General features: G+C 72.8%; 17 protein-coding genes. 1 reads left to right on the top strand and 16 read right to left on the bottom strand.

Going from position 1 to position 17,592, the window contains the following annotated elements; genetic code table 11:
• Positions 1-418: 418 nt before the first annotated feature.
• The 3 genes from tyrS to K1X13_RS15840 form a co-directional block, all read right to left on the bottom strand.
• Entirely contained in the window at positions 419-1,693 is a 1,275-nt protein-coding gene (tyrS, locus tag K1X13_RS15850; protein ID WP_221025964.1) for a tyrosine--tRNA ligase, read from the bottom strand.
• 144 nt (positions 1,694-1,837) lie between these two features.
• Positions 1,838-3,181, bottom strand: a complete 1,344-nt coding sequence (locus K1X13_RS15845) for a serine hydrolase domain-containing protein (protein ID WP_221025963.1) — start codon at positions 3,179-3,181, stop codon at positions 1,838-1,840.
• A gap of 9 nt (positions 3,182-3,190) precedes the next feature.
• Entirely contained in the window at positions 3,191-3,823 is a 633-nt protein-coding gene (locus tag K1X13_RS15840; protein ID WP_221025962.1) for an FMN-binding negative transcriptional regulator, read from the bottom strand.
• A 67-nt stretch (positions 3,824-3,890) separates the two neighbouring features.
• Between K1X13_RS15840 and K1X13_RS15835 the strand changes: the two genes are divergently transcribed.
• A complete protein-coding gene (locus K1X13_RS15835; RefSeq protein ID WP_221025961.1) occupies positions 3,891-5,228 on the top strand; it encodes an acyltransferase family protein in 1,338 nt (445 codons plus the stop codon).
• Here the strand turns inward: K1X13_RS15835 and K1X13_RS15830 are convergent.
• The 13 genes from K1X13_RS15830 to argC form a co-directional block, all read right to left on the bottom strand.
• A complete protein-coding gene (locus tag K1X13_RS15830; RefSeq protein WP_221025960.1) occupies positions 5,209-5,994 on the bottom strand; it encodes a ribosome hibernation promotion factor in 786 nt (261 codons plus the stop codon). The genes K1X13_RS15835 and K1X13_RS15830 overlap by 20 nt on opposite strands.
• A complete protein-coding gene (locus K1X13_RS15825; protein ID WP_221025959.1) occupies positions 5,981-6,460 on the bottom strand; it encodes a DUF2267 domain-containing protein in 480 nt (159 codons plus the stop codon). Before K1X13_RS15825 ends, K1X13_RS15830 begins: the two co-directional genes overlap by 14 nt.
• 97 nt (positions 6,461-6,557) lie before the next feature.
• On the bottom strand, positions 6,558-7,664 hold the full coding sequence (locus tag K1X13_RS15820; protein ID WP_221025958.1) for a CapA family protein: 1,107 nt from the start codon (positions 7,662-7,664) through the stop codon (positions 6,558-6,560).
• Positions 7,665-7,783: 119 nt separating this feature from the next.
• Positions 7,784-8,386 (bottom strand): DNA-3-methyladenine glycosylase, encoded by a 603-nt coding sequence (locus tag K1X13_RS15815; RefSeq protein ID WP_308249586.1) that lies wholly within the window; start codon positions 8,384-8,386, stop codon positions 7,784-7,786.
• Positions 8,370-9,824, bottom strand: coding sequence for an argininosuccinate lyase (argH, locus tag K1X13_RS15810; RefSeq protein ID WP_308249585.1), 1,455 nt, complete (start codon positions 9,822-9,824; stop codon positions 8,370-8,372). Before argH ends, K1X13_RS15815 begins: the two co-directional genes overlap by 17 nt.
• Before the next feature lie 260 nt (positions 9,825-10,084).
• Positions 10,085-11,290 (bottom strand): argininosuccinate synthase, encoded by a 1,206-nt coding sequence (locus tag K1X13_RS15805; RefSeq protein ID WP_221025957.1) that lies wholly within the window; start codon positions 11,288-11,290, stop codon positions 10,085-10,087.
• Positions 11,287-11,853 carry an arginine repressor gene (locus K1X13_RS15800; RefSeq protein WP_221025956.1) on the bottom strand — a complete coding sequence of 189 codons (567 nt, stop codon included), beginning with the start codon at positions 11,851-11,853 and terminating at the stop codon, positions 11,287-11,289. The genes K1X13_RS15805 and K1X13_RS15800 overlap by 4 nt, the downstream gene beginning before the upstream one ends.
• A complete protein-coding gene (gene argF, locus K1X13_RS15795; RefSeq protein WP_221025955.1) occupies positions 11,850-12,785 on the bottom strand; it encodes an ornithine carbamoyltransferase in 936 nt (311 codons plus the stop codon). The genes K1X13_RS15800 and argF overlap by 4 nt, the downstream gene beginning before the upstream one ends.
• Positions 12,782-13,996, bottom strand: a complete 1,215-nt coding sequence (locus K1X13_RS15790; RefSeq protein WP_221025954.1) for an acetylornithine transaminase — start codon at positions 13,994-13,996, stop codon at positions 12,782-12,784. The genes argF and K1X13_RS15790 overlap by 4 nt, the downstream gene beginning before the upstream one ends.
• A gap of 1 nt (position 13,997) precedes the next feature.
• Positions 13,998-14,963 (bottom strand): acetylglutamate kinase, encoded by a 966-nt coding sequence (gene argB, locus K1X13_RS15785; RefSeq protein ID WP_221025953.1) that lies wholly within the window; start codon positions 14,961-14,963, stop codon positions 13,998-14,000.
• A gap of 8 nt (positions 14,964-14,971) precedes the next feature.
• The gene (gene argJ / locus K1X13_RS15780) at positions 14,972-16,123 is read right to left on the bottom strand and encodes a bifunctional glutamate N-acetyltransferase/amino-acid acetyltransferase ArgJ (RefSeq protein ID WP_221025952.1); all 1,152 of its coding nucleotides are present in this window, start codon (positions 16,121-16,123) and stop codon (positions 14,972-14,974) included.
• Positions 16,120-16,542, bottom strand: a complete 423-nt coding sequence (locus tag K1X13_RS15775) for an ACT domain-containing protein (RefSeq protein ID WP_221025951.1) — start codon at positions 16,540-16,542, stop codon at positions 16,120-16,122. Before K1X13_RS15775 ends, argJ begins: the two co-directional genes overlap by 4 nt.
• A complete protein-coding gene (argC, locus tag K1X13_RS15770; protein ID WP_372450702.1) occupies positions 16,539-17,582 on the bottom strand; it encodes an N-acetyl-gamma-glutamyl-phosphate reductase in 1,044 nt (347 codons plus the stop codon). The genes K1X13_RS15775 and argC overlap by 4 nt, the downstream gene beginning before the upstream one ends.
• Positions 17,583-17,592: the final 10 nt, after the last annotated feature.

The following is a 17,592-nucleotide window of genomic DNA, read 5'->3' as shown; positions in this document are numbered from 1 at the left end:
AGCCTGCCGACTGGCGTTACAAATTAATTCGTCGACTTTTAGCACACTGTTGAGTTCTCAAGGATCAAGCGCGCACCACCCTCAGCCTCCCGGCCTCGGTCTGGGGCAACCTGACAAAACTTACCGGATCGAGCTCGGCCGAGCAAGTCGGCCTCGGTTCTCACCGGCCCCGCCCATACAGACCGGACCGAACTGTTCCGACCGCCTGTTCAAGGGCGCTCGAACCATCCCGGTGCGAGATGTTTGAGTGGGTTTCGCTGGGGCCGGCCGCCCGGCCTCTCGGCCTTGCGTCCCGCCGCACCCGGCGACAAAGAGAACATTACGTAGACGTTTGGGGATGTGCAAATCGGGGGACGGTAACGGGCCTCACAGTGTCTAGAGCAGCGCTCCACAGGGGCCCGAAACCCCCACGAAACCCCTAGTCGACGACCTCGACGCCGGCCAGGTTCTTCTTCCCGCGGCGCAGGACCAGCCAGCTCCCGCCGATGAGGTCGCCCTCCGACGGAACGTGGTCGGGGCTCTCCACCCGGCGGTTGTTCAGGTAGGCGCCGCCCTCCCCCACCGTGCGGCGCGCGGCGCCCTTGCTCGCGGACAGGCCGGTCTCCACCAGCAGGTCCACCACGGTGGGCAGGCCGTCGGCCCGCTTCACCTGGACCGAGCCGGCCTCCCGCAACGCGGCGCCCAGCGTCTCCGAGCTCAGGTCGGTGAGGTCTCCCCCGCCGAACAGTGCCGCGGCGGCCGCCTTGATCCGCTCGGTCTCCTCGTGCCCGTGCACCAGCGTGGTGACGTCGTCGGCGAGGGCCCGCTGCGCCGCGCGCCGGAACGGCTCCTCCTCCGTCTGCCGCGCGAGCTCCTCGATCTCCTCGCGGGAGCGGAACGTGTAGTACTTCAGCAGGTCGACCACGTCGCGGTCGTCGCTGTTGAGCCAGAACTGGTAGAAGGCGTACGGCGAGGTCATCTCGGCGTCGAGCCAGACCGTGCCGGACTCGGTCTTGCCGAACTTCGTGCCGTCGGCCTTGGTCACGAGCGGGGTGGCGAGCGCGTTCACCCGTGCTCCGTCGACCCGGCGGATCAGCTCCGCGCCGGCGGTGATGTTGCCCCACTGGTCGCTGCCCCCGGTCTGCAGCGTGACGCCGAAGTCGCGGAACAGGTTCAGGTAGTCCATGGACTGCAGCAGCACGTAGCTGAACTCGGTGTAGCTGATCCCGCTCTCGAGACGTGACCTCACCACCTCCCGCGCCAGCATCCGGTTGATCGGGAAGTGCTTGCCGATGTCCCGCAGGAACTCGATCGTGGACAGCCCCGCGGTCCAGTCGTAGTTGTTCACGACCGTCGCGGCGTTGGAGCCCTCGAAGGACAGGAAGCGCTCCAGCTGGCTCTGCACGTTGGCGCTCCACTGCTTGACCGTGTCGAGGCTGTTCATCTGCCGCTCACCGGTCTCCTTGGGGTCACCGATCATGCCGGTGGCGCCGCCGACGAGGCCGTAGGGCTTGTGGCCTGCGTCCTGGAGCCGCTTGAGGGTCAGGATCTGGAGCAGGTTGCCCATGTGCAGGCTGGGCGCGGTCGGGTCGAAGCCGCAGTAGACCTTGACCATGCCCTCCGACAGCTCGGCGCGCAGGGCGTCGAGATCCGTCGAGTGCGCGATGAGCCCGCGCCACTCGAGCTCGTCGAGGACGTGCTGGTCAGTGGTCACCTCGGTACCTCTCCTCAGGTCTGCTCCGGCCGGAGCGGTACGGCGGGCGGGGTGCCCGTCGTACGTCGTTCTCGAGACCAAGCCTGCCTCATCACGCCGCGGCCGCCGCAACCGGATTGTGCGGCGGACACCCGCGCGGACGGGTCAGGGCTGCTCGCCGAAGGCCAGCGGCGCGCGGCTGACCAGGTAGGTGGCCCAGTTCATCTTCACGACCTGCCCCTGGTCGTCGCGGGTGACCCGGAGCAGCTCGCCGGCCTCGCGGCCGGAGACCGTGCGGTACCGGTCCTCGTCGAGCCTCTCGAACACCGCCGGCGGCTTGTGCGCCGGGGCGCCCACCGCGCGGGCCTCCAGCCGGCCCTGCCGGACGGTGAACTCGAACGGCGTGCCCTCGGAGAACCAGAGACCGACCAGGTCGGCGAGGTCGTCCGGCACGGCCGCGCCGGGCGTCCACGGCTCGGGCTCGACGGGGTCGTGCTCGATCACGTGGCAGGCGAGCTCGGCCGCGAACGCGGCCGGGTCGGGCGCCGTGGTCGAGTTCATCAGCGCCAGACCGCCGGTGGCGCTCTCCCGGTGCGTGAACAGGCCGGTGATGTGCCCGGGCATACCGCCGGTGTGCCCGACCAGCACCCGGTCGCCGGACCGCAGCAGCATGAACCCGAGTCCGAACGCCAGCGTCCAGCGCGACAGGTCGGCCATGATCTGCGGCTGGCACATCTCCTCGAGGGTGTCGGGGTGCAGCACCTCCGCGACCGGGTCGGCCACGAACGAGGACCAGGCGGCCAGGTCGGCGGCGGTGCTCGCCAGTCCGGCGCAGGCGGCCATCGCCTTGGAGTCCAGCGTCGGCTCCACGCGCGGCACGTCGGTGTACGGCGGCACGAAGTACCCGACGGTGGCGGGACCGGAGAGGCCGACCGTCGTACGGCGCATCTCGAGCGGGTCGAGGATCCGCGCCTTCACGCTGTCGTACCAGTCGCGACCGTCGACGCGGGCGACCACCTCGCCGAGGAGGGCGTACATCAGGTTCGAGTAGTGCCAGCGGTGGTGCGGCCGGAGCACCTTCTCGGCGTCGTCGAACCCGGTGACCAGCTCCTCCCGCGTGGGCTGCTCGAGGGTCTCCCACACGTCGCCGACGGGCTCGCGCTGCATGCCGGAGACGTGCGCGAGCATCTGCCGGACGGTGATCCCCCGGTGGCTGCTCTCCGGGATGAACTTCTCGAGCATGTCGTCGAGGTCGAGCCTGCCCTCGTCGCGCAGCGCCATCACCGCGACCGCGGTGAACGTCTTGGAGTTGCTGGCCACCAGGAACTGGGTGTCCGCGGTCGGCGGCTGGTCCGGCACGGCGACGTCGGCTGCCCCCACGCCCTCGCCCCAGAGCAGCCCGCCGCCGCGGACGACGCCGGCGAAGACGCCGGGCACGCGGTGCCGGCCCTGCCGCTCGAGGACGATGCGCCGCAGCGCCTGCCGGGTGCGGGGGCTGATCTCGCTCACGCGGCGACTCTAGCCAGCGGTCCCTCCGCGCCGGAGCAGGTGCTCCCGGGCCTGCGTGTCCAGGCCGCGGTCCCGCTCGGCGAGCCGCTCGGCGATCGCCGCCCGCTGCTCGGGCGTCTTGTTGCCGCCGTACTTCATCTTCGCGAGGACCTCGTCGATGGTCAGCCGCAGCCCGCGGATGCCGGGCAGCATCCGGCGGTCGCTCTCGATGTCGGTGGACGGCGGCTCGCGCCGTGAGCCGCCGGGCTCGAGCCGGCCGAGCTGCCGGCGCAGGATGGCGAGCTTGCCCTCCTCGTCGTCGACGACCTCCGCGGTGCACCGGAACTGGACGGCGGTGTAGTACGACGTCGGCACGCCGTGCTCGGGCGGCAGGCCGCCGTCGGCGTTCCAGGCGGCCTCGACGTAGGTGTAGTCCAGCACCAGCGCGAACAGGACCCGCGGGTTCGCCTCGACCGCGCGCCACACCGGGTTCGGCCGCGCCAGGTGCATCCAGATCTGGTCGCCGCCGTCGTGCACGAAGTGGCTCGGCACCACGAACGGGTAGCCGGCGTCGTCGGAGACGACGAGCTGCCCGAAGTCGACGCGGCGCAGGACGTCGAGCCACTCGTCCTTGCTCGCCCGGTCCCAGGGATGGATCAGCATGCCCCCATCGAACCAGGCCCGTGTCCGATACCCATACCCGCGGCGCCGCCCCGCGGGACAATCGGGCATGGGGTTCGTGGCGACCGTGCGGGAGGAGGCCGCGAACACGCCCGCGCGGCGCAACCGCGTGGTCGACCTGTGGCGCGCGGTCTCCATCCTCGTGGTGGTCCTCGGCCACTGGACGATGGCCGCGGTCACCGTCCGGGACGGTGGGCTGGTCCCCGGGCACCTGCTCGTCCTGGCCGGCTGGACGCACCCGCTGACCTGGGCCTTCCAGGTGATGCCGGTGTTCTTCCTCGTCGGCGGCTACGCGAACGGGCGGTCGTGGCGTTCCGCCCGGGAACGGGCGACGCCGTACGGCGCGTGGCTGCGCGGCCGCGCGCGACGGCTCACCCTGCCCGTCGTCCCGGTGCTGCTGTTCTGGCCGGCGGCCGGGTGGCTCGCGCTGCAGGCCGGAGTGGACTGGCGCACCCTGCGCCTGGCCACCTCGGTGGCGCTGGTGCCGACCTGGTTCCTCGCCGCCTACGTCCTCGTCGTCGCCCTCGCCCCGGCGACGGTGTGGCTGTGGGAGCGCTGGGGCTGGTGGTCGGTCGTCGCGGGCGGCCTGGCGGCGGGGACGGTCGACGTGGTCTCGCTGGGCTCGGGGAGCGTCGCCGTCGGCTTCGTGAACTACCTCCTGGTGTGGGGCACTCTGCACCAGCTGGGCTACGCCTGGCTGGACGGGAGGCTCGCATCAGTGGCGCGCCGGCTGTTGCTGGCCGGCACCGGGCTCGCCGCCGCGGTGCTGCTCGTGCAGGCCGGTCCCTATCCCGTGAGCATGGTCGGGCTGGACACCTCGGCGGTCGACAACACCTACCCGACGCGGGTGACGCTGCTGTTCCTCGGCATGGCGCAGGCGGGGCTGCTCCTGCTGCTCGACCCGCTCGCCGGGCGGCTGGTGCAGGGGCGCCGGGCGTGGACCCTCGTGGTCGCGGTGAACGCGCGGATCATGACGGTCTACCTGTGGCACGTCACCGCGATGGTGCTGGTGATCGCGGCCTCCCTGGTCGTCGGCGGCGTCGGTCTTCGCGCCCGGCCGCTGGGCGCGTCCTGGTGGTGGTCGCGACCGCTCTGGTTCCTGGTGCTCGCGGTGGTGACGACCGCCTTCGTCGCGGGGCTGGGCCGTCTGGAGACCGTCGGGCCGGACCCGCGTCCCGCGCCGCCGGCGTGGCGTCCGCTGCTGGCGGTGGCCGGTGTGTGCGCAGGGCTGGCCGCGCTGGCGGTGGTGGGCGCCGTGGACTCCGACGGGCTCAGCTGGGTGCTGTTCCTGGTGCCGGTCCTGGCGGTGGTCGCGGGCGGGCTCGTACGGCGCCCCGGGCTCACCCACGACGCACGGCGCGCCGGGATCACTCGCCCGCGGCGGTGATCAGCCCGTAGTGCCCGTCGTACCGGAGGTAGAGCACCTGGCCGCGTCCGGTGTCCGGGTCGAGGTAGAACACGAACGGCTCACCGCTCAGCTCCAGCCGGGCGCGTGCCTCCGCCTCGGTGAGCTGCGCGGGGGTCTCCCGCACCTCGACCATCCCCGCGCCCGCGGTGGTCTCGCCACCGGCCGCGAACCCGCCGTCGCCGTCGCGGCAGACCACGGCGTCCTTGCCGGTCGCCGCGTCGGTGAACAGGTAGAAGTCGTGGCCGAGCAGGTCCATCTCGAAGGCCGCCTCGTCGAGGGTCATCGGCGCCAGCGCGAACGTCTTGCGGCGCACCACCTCGCGGGTCTCCGGTGGGCGCGGGAAGAACGGCCCGCGTTCGGTCGGCAGGTCCCCGTGCCGCCACTCGCCCTCGGTGGCGACGCCGGTCCACCGGTGCCGGGTCCGCTCGCGGTCCTGGTGCTGGAGGAGGGTACGGCGGAGCCGGTCCTCGAGGGCGTCCACGGCGCGGGTCACGTCGGCGGCGCCGGCGTGCGCGCGCACGAGCGTGCCGCCGACGTCCACCGTGGCCTCCGCCCGCGCCGGCCAGGCCACCGCGGGGTCGGCGGACACGGTGAGCACGACGTGGGAGGCCAGGACGGGCTGGGCGGCGTAGCGGTCGAGGTGGGCGACCTTGGCCTCCGCGTAGCGCACCGCGTCGTCCGGTACGTCTCCGCGCACCGTCACCTGGACGGCTGCGTCGGGGGTGGTGGGCCTACTGCGGGACATGGCGCTCCTCGGGTTCGGTGGCGTTCTCGGTCTCGGTGTCGGAGAGCAGTGCGGCGATGCCGCGCGGCAGGACGGCGCGGACCTTGTGCAGCTCGCCGAGGTCGAGGTGCCGGCGCAGCACCCGGGCGACCGCCTCGGCGGCGTAGGCCGCCTCGGTGTCCCCGGCGAGCAGGGCGGTCCTCGCCAGCCGCTCGAGGAACGCGTCGAGGTCGTGGTACCGCTGCGGCGCGCTGGTCGGCCGCCAGCCCTCGTAGAACACGCCGCGCAGGAACTCCGGCAGCTGCGCGGACAGGTGCGCGGTCTCCGGGACGGGAAGCCGGTCGCGCAGGGTGTGCAGGAACCCGCGCAGGACCCGCAGCGCGTACTTCTGGTCGCCGGGCCGCCCGAGCTCCTGGGCGAGCTCGTCGAGCCAGAGCCGTGTCTTCTGGCTGCTCTGCTCGATCAGCGTGACTTCGGTTGTCGACACGACGGTCACCTCCTGGAGACGCCCCCGCACCTTCACGCTAGGCGTGGGCGTACGGCGAGGCACGGGCCGATGGTCCCGGGTCCGGGGCCCGAGCGGCTCAGCCGGCCCGGAGCACGAGCGCACCGTCCTCGGTGACGGCGACGCCGGTGCCGAGAGGTCTGCCGGCGCGTGTCAGCACACCCGCGAGCCAGGCGGCGTCCTCCCGTGCCGCGCGCCTGAGGCTGAGCCGGTGCGCCTGGAACGGCACCATGGTCAGGTCCACGAGCTCCCCAGAGCCGAGGTCGAGGCGTACGAGGTAGACCAGGCGGAGCTCGCCGCGGTACTCCTCGAAGCCGTCGATGCCCTCGTAGTCGTTGACCAGGTCTCCGCAGCCGTAGAGCACCGCCTTCCCGTCGTGGACCTCCACCGGCCGCGGGTGGTGGGACGAGTGGCCGTGGACCAGGTGGACGCCGCCGTCAAGCAGCCGGTGGGCGAAGCGCCGCTGGTCGCGCGGGACGTCGTACCCCCAGTTCCCGCCCCAGTGCACCGAGACCACGCGGAGGTCGCCGGGCCCGCCCGCCTGCCGGAGGCGCGCGGCGAGGGCGTCGGCGGTGGCCGTCGAGAGGTCGGGCAGGACCGCGACGCCGGGGCGGCCCGGGCCGGCCGCCCAACGCGACGGGACACCGCTCGAGGCGTGCCCGACGGAGCAGACCATCACCCGGTGCCCGGGAGGGCCCACCGCCGCCGGTTCCCACGCCCCGGGCCCGTCGAGCCCGGCACCGGCGTACCGCAGCCCCGCCGACCGCAGGGCCTCCAGGGTCTCCCGCAGGCCGGCGACGCCGTGGTCCAGGAGGTGGTTGTTCGCCAGCGTCCACACGTCCGCGCCGGCCACGGTCAGGCACGCCACGTTGTCCGGGCTCATCCGGTAGTGCACCGCCTTGCCCTCGGCGACCTCGTCGCACGTGGTCACGCTCGTCTCCAGGTTCATCACCCGCACCGCCGGACCGAAGGCGTCCATCACGGCCAGCGTCTCGCCCCACGGCCACCGCGGGTCGACCGGGCGGGGCACCGCGCCGTTGCGCTTCTCGGCGAGGTGGACGTACGTGCGGGCGTCGGCGACCCAGCGCTCGTGGAGCGTGGGGTCACCCGGGTGGGGCAGGACCTGGTCCACTCCCCTGCCCGTCATCACGTCCCCGGCCAGCACCAGCCGGGTCTCGCCGGCCACGCGCCCACCTCACCCCCGCGCGTCGAGCAGGGCCAGAGGCGAACGGCCCGTGTGGGACCGCCTGCTCGACGTGGACCGCCGACCTGCCGCCGGGCGGGCGGCTCCTTCGTGCGGCCGGCCTACTGCGCCCGCGGGCTTCGCTTGTACGCGCTCACGGTCGGGTCGCCCTCGACCCAGAACCTCCAGGGCACGTCGTGCGCGACGCTGACCCCGACCCGGTGCCCGGACGCGATCCGCGACGGGTCGACCCGGTCACCCGGCCGGAGCCGCAGGGTCCCGCCGGCGACCAGGTCCGCGCCGTTGTGCTCACGGTGCAGGCCGAGCGCCTGCCCGAGGCATCCCGGTCCGCGGGCGAGCGAGCGGTCCGTGGTCCGCTCTCCCCGGCGCTGCCGCGCGAGGTCGGCGCCCTCGACCACCCGCCCCGCCCGGAGGAGTACGGCGGACGCGTGCCCGTCCTCGCCGGTGACGACGTTGCAGCACCAGTGCATCCCGTACGACAGGTAGGTGTAGAGGTGCCCGGCCCGGCCGAACATCACGAGGTTCCGCGGGGTCGGTCCCCGGGAGGCGTGGCTCGCCGGGTCGTCCTCCCCCATGTACGCCTCGACCTCGGTGAGCACGACGCTCACCGTGCCCTCGTCGGTGGTGTGGCTCAGGGTCCAGCCGAGGAGGTCCGGCGCGACCTCGCGGGCGGGCCTCCGGAGCAGGTCAGCCCAGCCAGGCACGGTGCTCGGCGATGGCCTGGCGGACCTCGGCCAGCTGCTCGGTGACCCGGTCCGGAGCGGTTCCGCCGCGGCCGGACCGCGAGGCGATCGAGCCCTCCACGGTCAGCACCGAGCGGACCCCGGGGGTCAGGTGCGATGAGACCTCCGCGAACTGCGCGTCGGTCAGCTCGTCGAGCTCGACACCGAGCTGCTCGCAACGGCGTACGCACGCGCCGGCGACCTCGTGCGCCTCGCGGAAGGGCACGCCCTCACGCACCAGCCACTCGGCGATGTCGGTGGCCAGCGAGAACCCCTGCGGCGCCAGGCTCGCCATCCGCTCGGTCTGGAAGCGCAGCGTGGCGACCATCCCGGTGAACGCCGGCAGCAGCACCTCGAGGGTGTCGACGGAGTCGAAGACCGGCTCCTTGTCCTCCTGGAGGTCCCGGTTGTAGGCCAGCGGCAGCGCCTTGAGCGTGGCGAGCAGCCCGGCGAGGTTGCCGATGACCCGGCCGGCCTTCCCGCGGGCCAGCTCGGCGATGTCGGGGTTCTTCTTCTGCGGCATGATGCTCGACCCGGTCGAGTACGCGTCGTCGAGCTCGACGAAGCCGAACTCCTTCGTGGCCCAGAGGATGACCTCCTCGGCCTGCCGGGACACGTCCACGCCGACCATCGCCAGCACGAACGCGAGCTCCGCGACGAAGTCACGTGCCGCGGTTCCGTCGATGGAGTTGGGGCTCGAGCCGTCGAAGCCGAGCTCGCGTGCCACCTGCTCGGGGTCGAGCCCGAGCGAGGACCCGGCCAGGGCTCCGGCGCCGTACGGCGAGTCCACGGCGACGCGCGCGTCCCAGTCCCGGAGGCGGGACACGTCGCGGAGCAGCGGCCAGGCGTGCGCGAGCAGGTGGTGGGACAGGAGGACCGGCTGCGCGTGCTGGAGGTGGGTGCGCCCGGGCATCGGGTCGCCCAGGTGCTTCCGGGCCTGGTCGGCGAGCGCGTCGACGAGGTCGAGGACCTGGCCCGCGACCACCCGCGCGTGGTCGCGCAGGAACACCTTGAACAGCGTGGCGATCTGGTCGTTGCGGGAGCGACCGGCGCGCAGCCTGCCACCGACCTCCGGGCCGACCTCCTCGATCAGCAGCCGTTCGAGCGCCCCGTGGACGTCCTCGTCGGACTCCGCGGCCACAACCTCGCCGGAGGCGACCTTCGCCGCGAGCGACTCGATCCCGGCCAGTAGCCGGTCCAGGTCGCCGTCGGTGAGCAGCCCCGCCCCGTGCAGCACGCGCGCGTGCGCCGTCGACCCGGCCAGGTCGTACGGCGCCAGCCGCCAGTCGAAGTGCGTCGACTTCGACAGCGCCGCCAGCGCCGGGCTCGGCCCGCCCGCGAAACGGCCGCCCCACAGGGCACCCGTGTTGGTCCCGTGGGACGCAGCACCAGCAGTCGAGTCGTTCACAGATCCGGTCACGTCGTCCTTCGTATCAGGTCGTTGATGGATGAGCCGCCTCGAGGCACAGCAGCGCCTGCGAGAACGGGCCCGACGGAGAGCGGCGACGGAGACGGCGCCCGGCGGAGAGCATCAAGGGCAATCGCAGCGCGAGCCTGCGAGCGCGAGAATCTGCCCAGCTCCCGCCGGGTGCCGGCGCAGCCGCCGCCCCAGCCGACCCCGGGTGCCGGCGCAGCCGCCGCCCCGGCCACCCGGGTGCCGGCGCAGCCGCCGCCCCCGGGTCAGGAGCCCGAGGCCTGGTCCCGCTTTGCCGCGATCTTCGACGGCAGGCCCCACAGCTCGACGAAGCCCTTGGCCAGGGACTGGTCGAAGACGTCGCCCTCGTCGTAGGTGGCGAGGTTGAAGTCGTAGAGGCTCTTGTCGCTGCGACGACCGGTCACGGTGGCCTTGCCTCCGTGCAGGGTCATCCGCACCTCGCCCGTCACGTGCTCCTGCGCCTCGGCGATGAAGGCGTCGAGCGAGCGCTTCAGCGGGGAGAACCAGAGGCCGTCGTACGCCAGCTCGCCCCAGCGCTGGTCGACCGACCGCTTGAAGCGGGCCAGGTCGCGCTCGACGGTGACGTTCTCGAGCTCCATGTGCGCGGTGATCAGCGCGATCGCGCCGGGCGCCTCGTAGACCTCGCGGCTCTTGATGCCGACCAGGCGGTCCTCGACCATGTCGAGCCGGCCGATGCCCTGCGCGCCGGCGCGCACGTTGAGCTGCTGGATCGCCTCGAGCACGCTGACGGGTTTGCCGTCGATGCTCACCGGCACGCCCTTGTCGAAGCCGATCACGATCTCGTCGGCCTCGCGCGGGGTGGCGGGGTCGTCGGTGTAGGAGTAGAGGTCCTCGATCGGGCCGTTCCAGATGTCCTCGAGGAAGCCGGTCTCGACCGCGCGGCCCCAGACGTTCTGGTCGATGGAGTACGGCGACTTCTTGGTCACGTCGATCGGGAGGCTGTGCTCCTCGGCGTACACGATCGCCTTCTCGCGGGTCCAGGCGTAGTCACGCACCGGGGCGATGACGCGCAGGTCCGCGGCCAGGGCCCCGATCCCCACCTCGAAGCGCACCTGGTCGTTGCCCTTGCCGGTGCAGCCGTGGCTGACGACGTTGGCGCCGTGCTCCTTGGCGGCCTTCACCAGGTGCTTGACGATCAGCGGGCGGGACAGGGCGGAGACCAGCGGGTAGCGGTCCATGTACAGGGCGTTGGCCTGGACGGCGGGGAGGCAGTACTCCTCCGCGAACTCGTCCTTGCCGTCGATGACGATGGACTCCACGGCCCCGCAGGCGAGGGCACGCTCGCGGACCACCTCCATGTCCTCACCGCCCTGGCCCAGGTCCAGGGCGACGGCGACGATCTCGGCGCCCGTCTGGTCGGCGAGCCAGCCGATGGCCACGGAGGTGTCGAGTCCTCCGGAGTAGGCGAGTACGACGCGGTCGGTGCTCATGATGGTTCCTCGTGCTTCTTCTCAGGTTCTGCGTGGTCAGGGACAGTGGTCTTCTGGTGGTTGGCGAGGGCGACGAGCCGCTCCGCGAGGGCCGCTCCCCCGTCCGGTTCGCGGCTGATCACCAGCACGGTGTCGTCGCCGGCGATGGTGCCGAGGATGCTGCCGATCTCGGCCCGGTCGAACGCGGAGGCGAGGAACTGCGCGGCCCCCGGCGGGGTGCGCAGCAGCGCCATGTTGGCCGAGGCGTCCGCGGAGACCATCAGCTCGCCGAGCAGGCGGGCCAGGCGGGCCTCCGCGGCGACGCTCTCGCCCCCGGGTCGTGGGGTGCGGTCCCCGCCCTCGGCGGGCACGGCGTACACCAGCGCCCCGGACGGGATGCGCACCTTCACCGCGTCGAGCTCGACGAGGTCGCGGGAGAGGGTCGCCTGGGTGACGGAGACCCCCGACTGCGCGAGCAGCTCGGCCAGCTCGGTCTGCGAGCGGACCGGGTACCGGCCGAGCAGGTCGACGATCCGCTGCTGGCGCGCGCCCTTGGTCATCGGGATCTGGTTGCCCTGGGTCATCGCGGGACCTCCTGGTGGCCCAGCAGCCAGACCAGCAGCGCCTTCTGCGCGTGCAGCCGGTTCTCGGCCTCGTCCCACACCACGCTCTGCGGCCCGTCGATGACCTCGGCCGCGATCTCCTTGCCGCGGTAGGCCGGGAGGCAGTGCAGCACGACGGCGTCGTCCTCGGCCTGCGCGAGCAGCTCGGCGGTGAGCGCGTAGGGGCGGAACGGCTCGGTCCGCTGCTCGGCCTCGCCCTCCTTGCCCATGGACACCCAGGTGTCGGTGGCGACCACGCCGGCCCCGCGGACCGCCTCGACCGGGTCGGCGACGTACGACGCCGAGCCGCCCGTGGTCGCGGCGATCTTGCTCGCGGCCGCGAGGACGTCCGCGTCGGGCTCGTAGCCCGCGGGCCCGCAGACCCGGACGTGCATGCCTGCGGTGGTGCAGGCGAGCAGGTAGGAGTGGCCCATGTTGGAGGCCGCGTCGCCGAGGAAGGTCAGGGTCTGCCCCGCGAGCGCGCCGCGGCGCTCCTCGACGGTCTGCAGGTCGGCGAGCAGCTGGCAGGGGTGGAACTGGTCGGTGAGCGCGTTGACCACGGGCACACCGGCGTACGCCGCCATCTCCTCGATCCGTGACTGGTCGTAGGTGCGCCAGACGATCGCGGCGCTCTGCCGGCCGAGCACGCGGGCGGTGTCCGCGACCGACTCGCGCCGGCCGACCTGGGCGAGCTTGGCGTCGACGACCATCGGGAAGCCGCCGAGCTCGGCGATGCCCGAGGTGAACGACGCCTGCGTGCGCAGGGTCGGCTTGTCGAACAGGATCGTCACGGTCCTCGGGCCCTCGAGGGGACGCTCGGCGAACCGGTTGTGCTTCAGCCGTTTGGCCAGGGCGAGGATCTCGGCCTGCTCGGCGGGGCTGAGGTCGTCGTCACGCAGGAAATGCCGGGTCATGGCGCCGTCCCCGGGTCCGCCGCGTAGGCGTCGTCGAGGATCGCCGGCCAGGCGGCGAGGAACTCCCCGGCCTGCTCGGCGGTCAGCACCAGCGGCGGCGCGAGCCGGATCCGGTCCGGGGCGCAGTCGTTGATGATGAAGCCCTTGGCCAGGGCCGCGGCGGTGGCCTTGCCGGCCACGGGCTCGGTGAGGTCGAGCCCGATCAGCAGCCCCTCCCCGCGGATCTCGGTCACCCGGGGGTCGGCCAGGCCGTCCTGGAGCACCGCGCCGACCTCGGTGGCGTTGGCGAGCAGGCCCTCCTTCTCGATGGTGTCGATCACCGCGAGCGCGGCGGCCGCGGCCACCGGGTTCCCGCCGAAGGTGGTGCCGTGGTTGCCCGGCTGGAGCATCGCGCCGTGCTCCCCCACCGCGACGCAGGCGCCGATGGGGATGCCGCCGGCGAGTCCCTTGGCGAGGGTGACCAGGTCGGGGGTGACCCCGCTGCTGCTGTGCGCGAACCAGGCGCCGGTGCGGCCCATGCCGGTCTGCACCTCGTCGAACCAGAGCAGTGCGCCGTGCGCGGTGGTGATCTCCCGGGCCGCCTGCAGGTAGCCCTCGGGCGGGAGAACCACGCCGGCCTCCCCCTGGATCGGCTCCAGGACGACGGCGGCGGTCTCGTCGGTGACGGCGGCGGCGAGGGCGTCCGCGTCGCCGTACGGCACGAAGGTGACGCCGCCGGGCAGCGGCTCGAAGGGCTCGCGGTACTGCGCCTTGGAGGTCAGCGCCAGGGAGCCCATCGTGCGGCCGTGGAAGCTGCCCTCGGTGGAGACCACGTGGGTGCGGCCGGTGCGCCGGGTCAGCTTGAACGCCGCCTCGTTGGCCTCGGCGCCGGAGTTGGCGAAGAACACCCGGCCCTCGACGCCGAGCAGCGCGAGCAGCCGCTCGGCGAGGCCGACCTGCGGCTCGGTGGCGAAGAAGTTCGACACGTGGCCGAGCGTGGACAGCTGCTCACTGACCGCCGAGACCAGGGCCGGGTGGCCGTGGCCGAGCGCGTTGACCGCGATCCCGCCGAGCAGGTCGAGGTAGCGGTTGCCGTCGGCGTCCCAGACGTAGGGGCCCTCGCCCTTGGTGAGGACGAGCTTCGGCGGGCCGAAGGTGTTCATCAAGGCGTGCCCGTAGCGCTCCTTGACGGAGTCGCTCGAGCCGGTGGACCGCGTGGTGTGGTCGTTCATGTCACTCCCCCTTCCGGAGCGCGGAGCGCACCTTGGTCTCGACGCCGGGCAGCACCTGGGTGCCGACGCCCTCGTCGGTGAAGATCTCCAGCAGCACCGCGTGCGGCTCCCGCCCGTCCACCACGGTGGCCCGCGGCACCCCGCCGTCGACCGCGGTCAGGCAGGCCTGCATCTTCGGCACCATCCCGCTGGCCAGCGTCGGCATCAGCTCGGCGAGCGACTCCGGGCTGATCTGGCCGATCACGTCGTCGCTGTCGGGCCAGTCGCGGTAGAGCCCCTCGACGTCGGTGAGCACCAGCAGCTTCTCGGCGCCGAGGGCGACCGCGAGGGCCGCCGCAGCGGTGTCGGCGTTGACGTTGTGCACCACCCCGTTCTCGTCCGGGGCGACCGAGGAGATCACCGGGATCCGGCCGGCGTCGACGAGGTCGCGCACCGCCTCGGGGCGCACCTTGTCCACCTCGCCGACGAGGCCGAGGTCGATCTCCTCGCCGTCGACGACGGTGTTGGTCGGGCGCGCGGTGAACAGCCCGGCGTCCTCACCCGAGAGGCCGACCGCGAGCGGGCCGTGCTGGTTGAGGAGGCCGACGAGCTCGCGGCTCACCTGGCCGACGAGCACCATCCGTACGACGTCCATCGCCTCCGGCGTGGTCACCCGCAGCCCCCCGCGGAACTCCGACTCGATGTTGAGCCGGTCCAGCATCTTGGAGATCTGCGGGCCGCCGCCGTGCACGACGACCGGGCGGAACCCGGCGTAGCGCAGGAAGACGATGTCCTCGGCGAAGGCGCGCTTGAGGTTGTCGTCGGTCATCGCGTTGCCGCCGTATTTCACCACGATCGTCTTGCCGTGGTACTCCTTCAGCCACGGCAGCGCCTCGGCCAGGGTGGCGGCCTTCTGGGTCGCCTCCTTCCACTCATCGGGGCTCTTGCCCGCGGCGAGCGCGGCGGCGGTGGACTCGTTGATGGTCATCGGGTGCCTCAGCTCGAGTAGGCGGAGTTCTCGTGGACGTACGCGTGGGTCAGGTCGTTGGTCCACACCGTGGCGCGTTCCTGGCCGGCCTTGAGGTCGATGGTCACCGACACCTCGCGCGGGGACAGGTCGACCAGCTCCGGGGACTCGGCGGGCTCGGAGGCGCGGCAGACCCACACCCCGTTCATCGCCACGTCCAGGTCGGCCGGGTCGAACGCCGCCGATGTGGTGCCGATCGAGGCGAGGACGCGGCCCCAGTTCGGGTCCTTGCCGAAGACCGCGGCCTTGAACAGGTTGCTCCGGGCCACCGAGCGCCCGACCTCGACGGCCTCGTCCTCGGACGCGGCGTTGAGCACGGTGATCGCGATCTCGTGGTCGGCGCCCTCGGCGTCGGCGAGGAGCTGCATGGCGAGGTCGGTGCAGGCCCGGGTCAGCGCCTCGGTGAAGTCCGCCTCCGAAGGGGTGATCCCGGAGGCGCCGCTGGCCAGCAGCGTGACCGTGTCGTTGGTGGACATGCAGCCGTCGGAGTCGAGCCGGTCGAAGCTGACCCGGGTCGCCGCGCGCAGCGCCCGGTCGGCCTCGGCCGGGGTGACCTTGGCGTCGGTGGTGAGCACCACGAGCATGGTGGCCAGCTGCGGGGCGAGCATGCCGGCGCCCTTGGCCATCCCACCGATGCTCCAGCCGCTGCCTTCGACCACGACCTGCTTGCTGACCGAGTCGGTGGTCATGATCGCCTCGGCGGCGGCCTGTCCCCCGTCCTCCGCCAGCGCAGCGGCGCAGCCGTCGACCCCGGCGAGCAGGTCGTCACGGTCGTTCTTGAGCCCGATCAGCCCGGTGGAGCACACCACCACGTCGATCGCGCCGATGCCGAGGCCGGCCGCGGTGCGCTCGGCGACCGCGTGCGTGGTCTGGAAGCCCTCGGCGCCGGTGTAGCAGTTCGCGCCGCCGGAGTTCAGGACGACCGCGCGGACGATCCCGTCCTTGACGACCTCCTGGCTCCACAGGATCGGGTTGGCCTTGCAGCGGTTGGCGGTGAACACGGTGGCCGAGGCGTGCTCGGGGCCGTCGTTGACCACGAGCGCCATGTCCTTGGCGCCGGTGGACTTCAGGCCGGCCGCCACGCCGGAGGCGCGGAAGCCCTTGGGGGCGGTGATGCTCATGGGGTTCCTTCTCCTGAGGACGTGTCGGTGGGCTCGTGCACGGCGCGGACCGCGTGGCCGGCTCGTCGCCACTCCTGCGAGGCGTCCTCGGCCCGCGCGGCGGGCACGAGGATCCAGTCGGTGTCGAAGGTGGAGATCGTGAAGACCGGGATCTCGCTCGCCGCCAGCGGCGCCAGCAGGGTGCTGAGCACGCCGGTCAGGCTGAAGTCGAGCGGGCCCTCGACGGCGAAGGCTGTGAACGGTCCCTCCTGCCGGGCCTTGCGGGGCACACCGGCCCGGCCGCAGACCAGCGAGGTCTCGTCCGCCGTCGCGGTCACCGAGAAGAGCGAGCCGGACGACGCCCAGGCCGGGACCTCGGCGCCGGGGCCGAGGCGGACGACGACCAGGTCCTCGTCGTGCCGGACGAGGGTGTGGCTCACGGCGCCAGCCCGACGGTGCTGAGACCGGTGGTCTCGGGGAGCCCGAGCGCGAGGTTCATGCACTGCACCGCCGCGCCGGCGGTTCCCTTGGCCAGGTTGTCCACGGCGGCGACGGCGACCAGCCGCCCGGCGTCCTCGTCGAGGGTGACCTGCACGTGTACGGCGTTGGAGCCCACCACGGACTTGGTCTGCGGCCACTGGTCGCGCGGCAGCAGGTGGATGAAGGGCTCGGGCCCGAACGCCTCGGTGTACACCTCGTAGGCGCGCTCGGCGGTCAGCCCGTCACGGGCCGGGGCGGAGCAGGTGGCCAGGATGCCGCGCGGCATCGGCACGAGCACCGGGGTGAACGAGACCCGGACCGGTTCGTCGGTCAGCGTGGAGAGGTTCTGGGTGATCTCCGGGGTATGCCGGTGCGTGCCGCCGACGCCGTACGCGCCGGCCGAGCCCATCACCTCGGAGCCGAGCAGGTTCGGCTTGGGCGCCTTGCCGGCGCCCGAGGTGCCCGACGCGGCCACCACGACGACGCCGGAGGGGTCCACGATGCCGGCTGCGACGGCGGGCGCGAGCGCCAGGCTCGACACCGTCGGGTAACAGCCGGGGACCGCGATCCGGGTGGCGCCGCGCAGCTCGTCGCGCTGGCCGCCGAGCTCGGGCAGGCCGTAGGGCCAGGACCCGGCGTGGGTGCCTCCGTAGAAGCGCTCCCACTCCTCGGAGTCGGTGAGCCGGAAGTCCGCACCGCAGTCGATGACCACGCAGTCGTCGGGCAGCGCCTTGGCGATCTCGCCGGACTGCCCGTGCGGGAGCGCCAGGAAGACCACGTCGTGCCCGGAGAGCACCTCGACCGTGGTCTCCTCCAGCACGCGGTCGGCCAGCGGCACGAGGTGCGGCTGGAGGCGGGACAGCGGCTCACCGGCGTTGGAGCCGCCGGTGAGCGCGCCGATCTCGACAGAGGGGTGCGCGAGCAGCAGCCGTAGCACCTCGCCGCCGGCGTACCCACTGGCGCCGGCGACCGCGATCTTGACCTGGGACCCTGATGGCATGCGCATGACT

The sequence above is a fragment of the Nocardioides jiangsuensis genome, from assembly GCF_019679455.1.
GTDB classification, from domain to species: Bacteria; Actinomycetota; Actinomycetes; order Propionibacteriales; family Nocardioidaceae; genus Nocardioides_C; species Nocardioides_C jiangsuensis.
The sequence above is the reverse complement of the archived record's forward strand: the minus strand, read 5'-3'. Positions and strand labels throughout refer to the sequence as shown.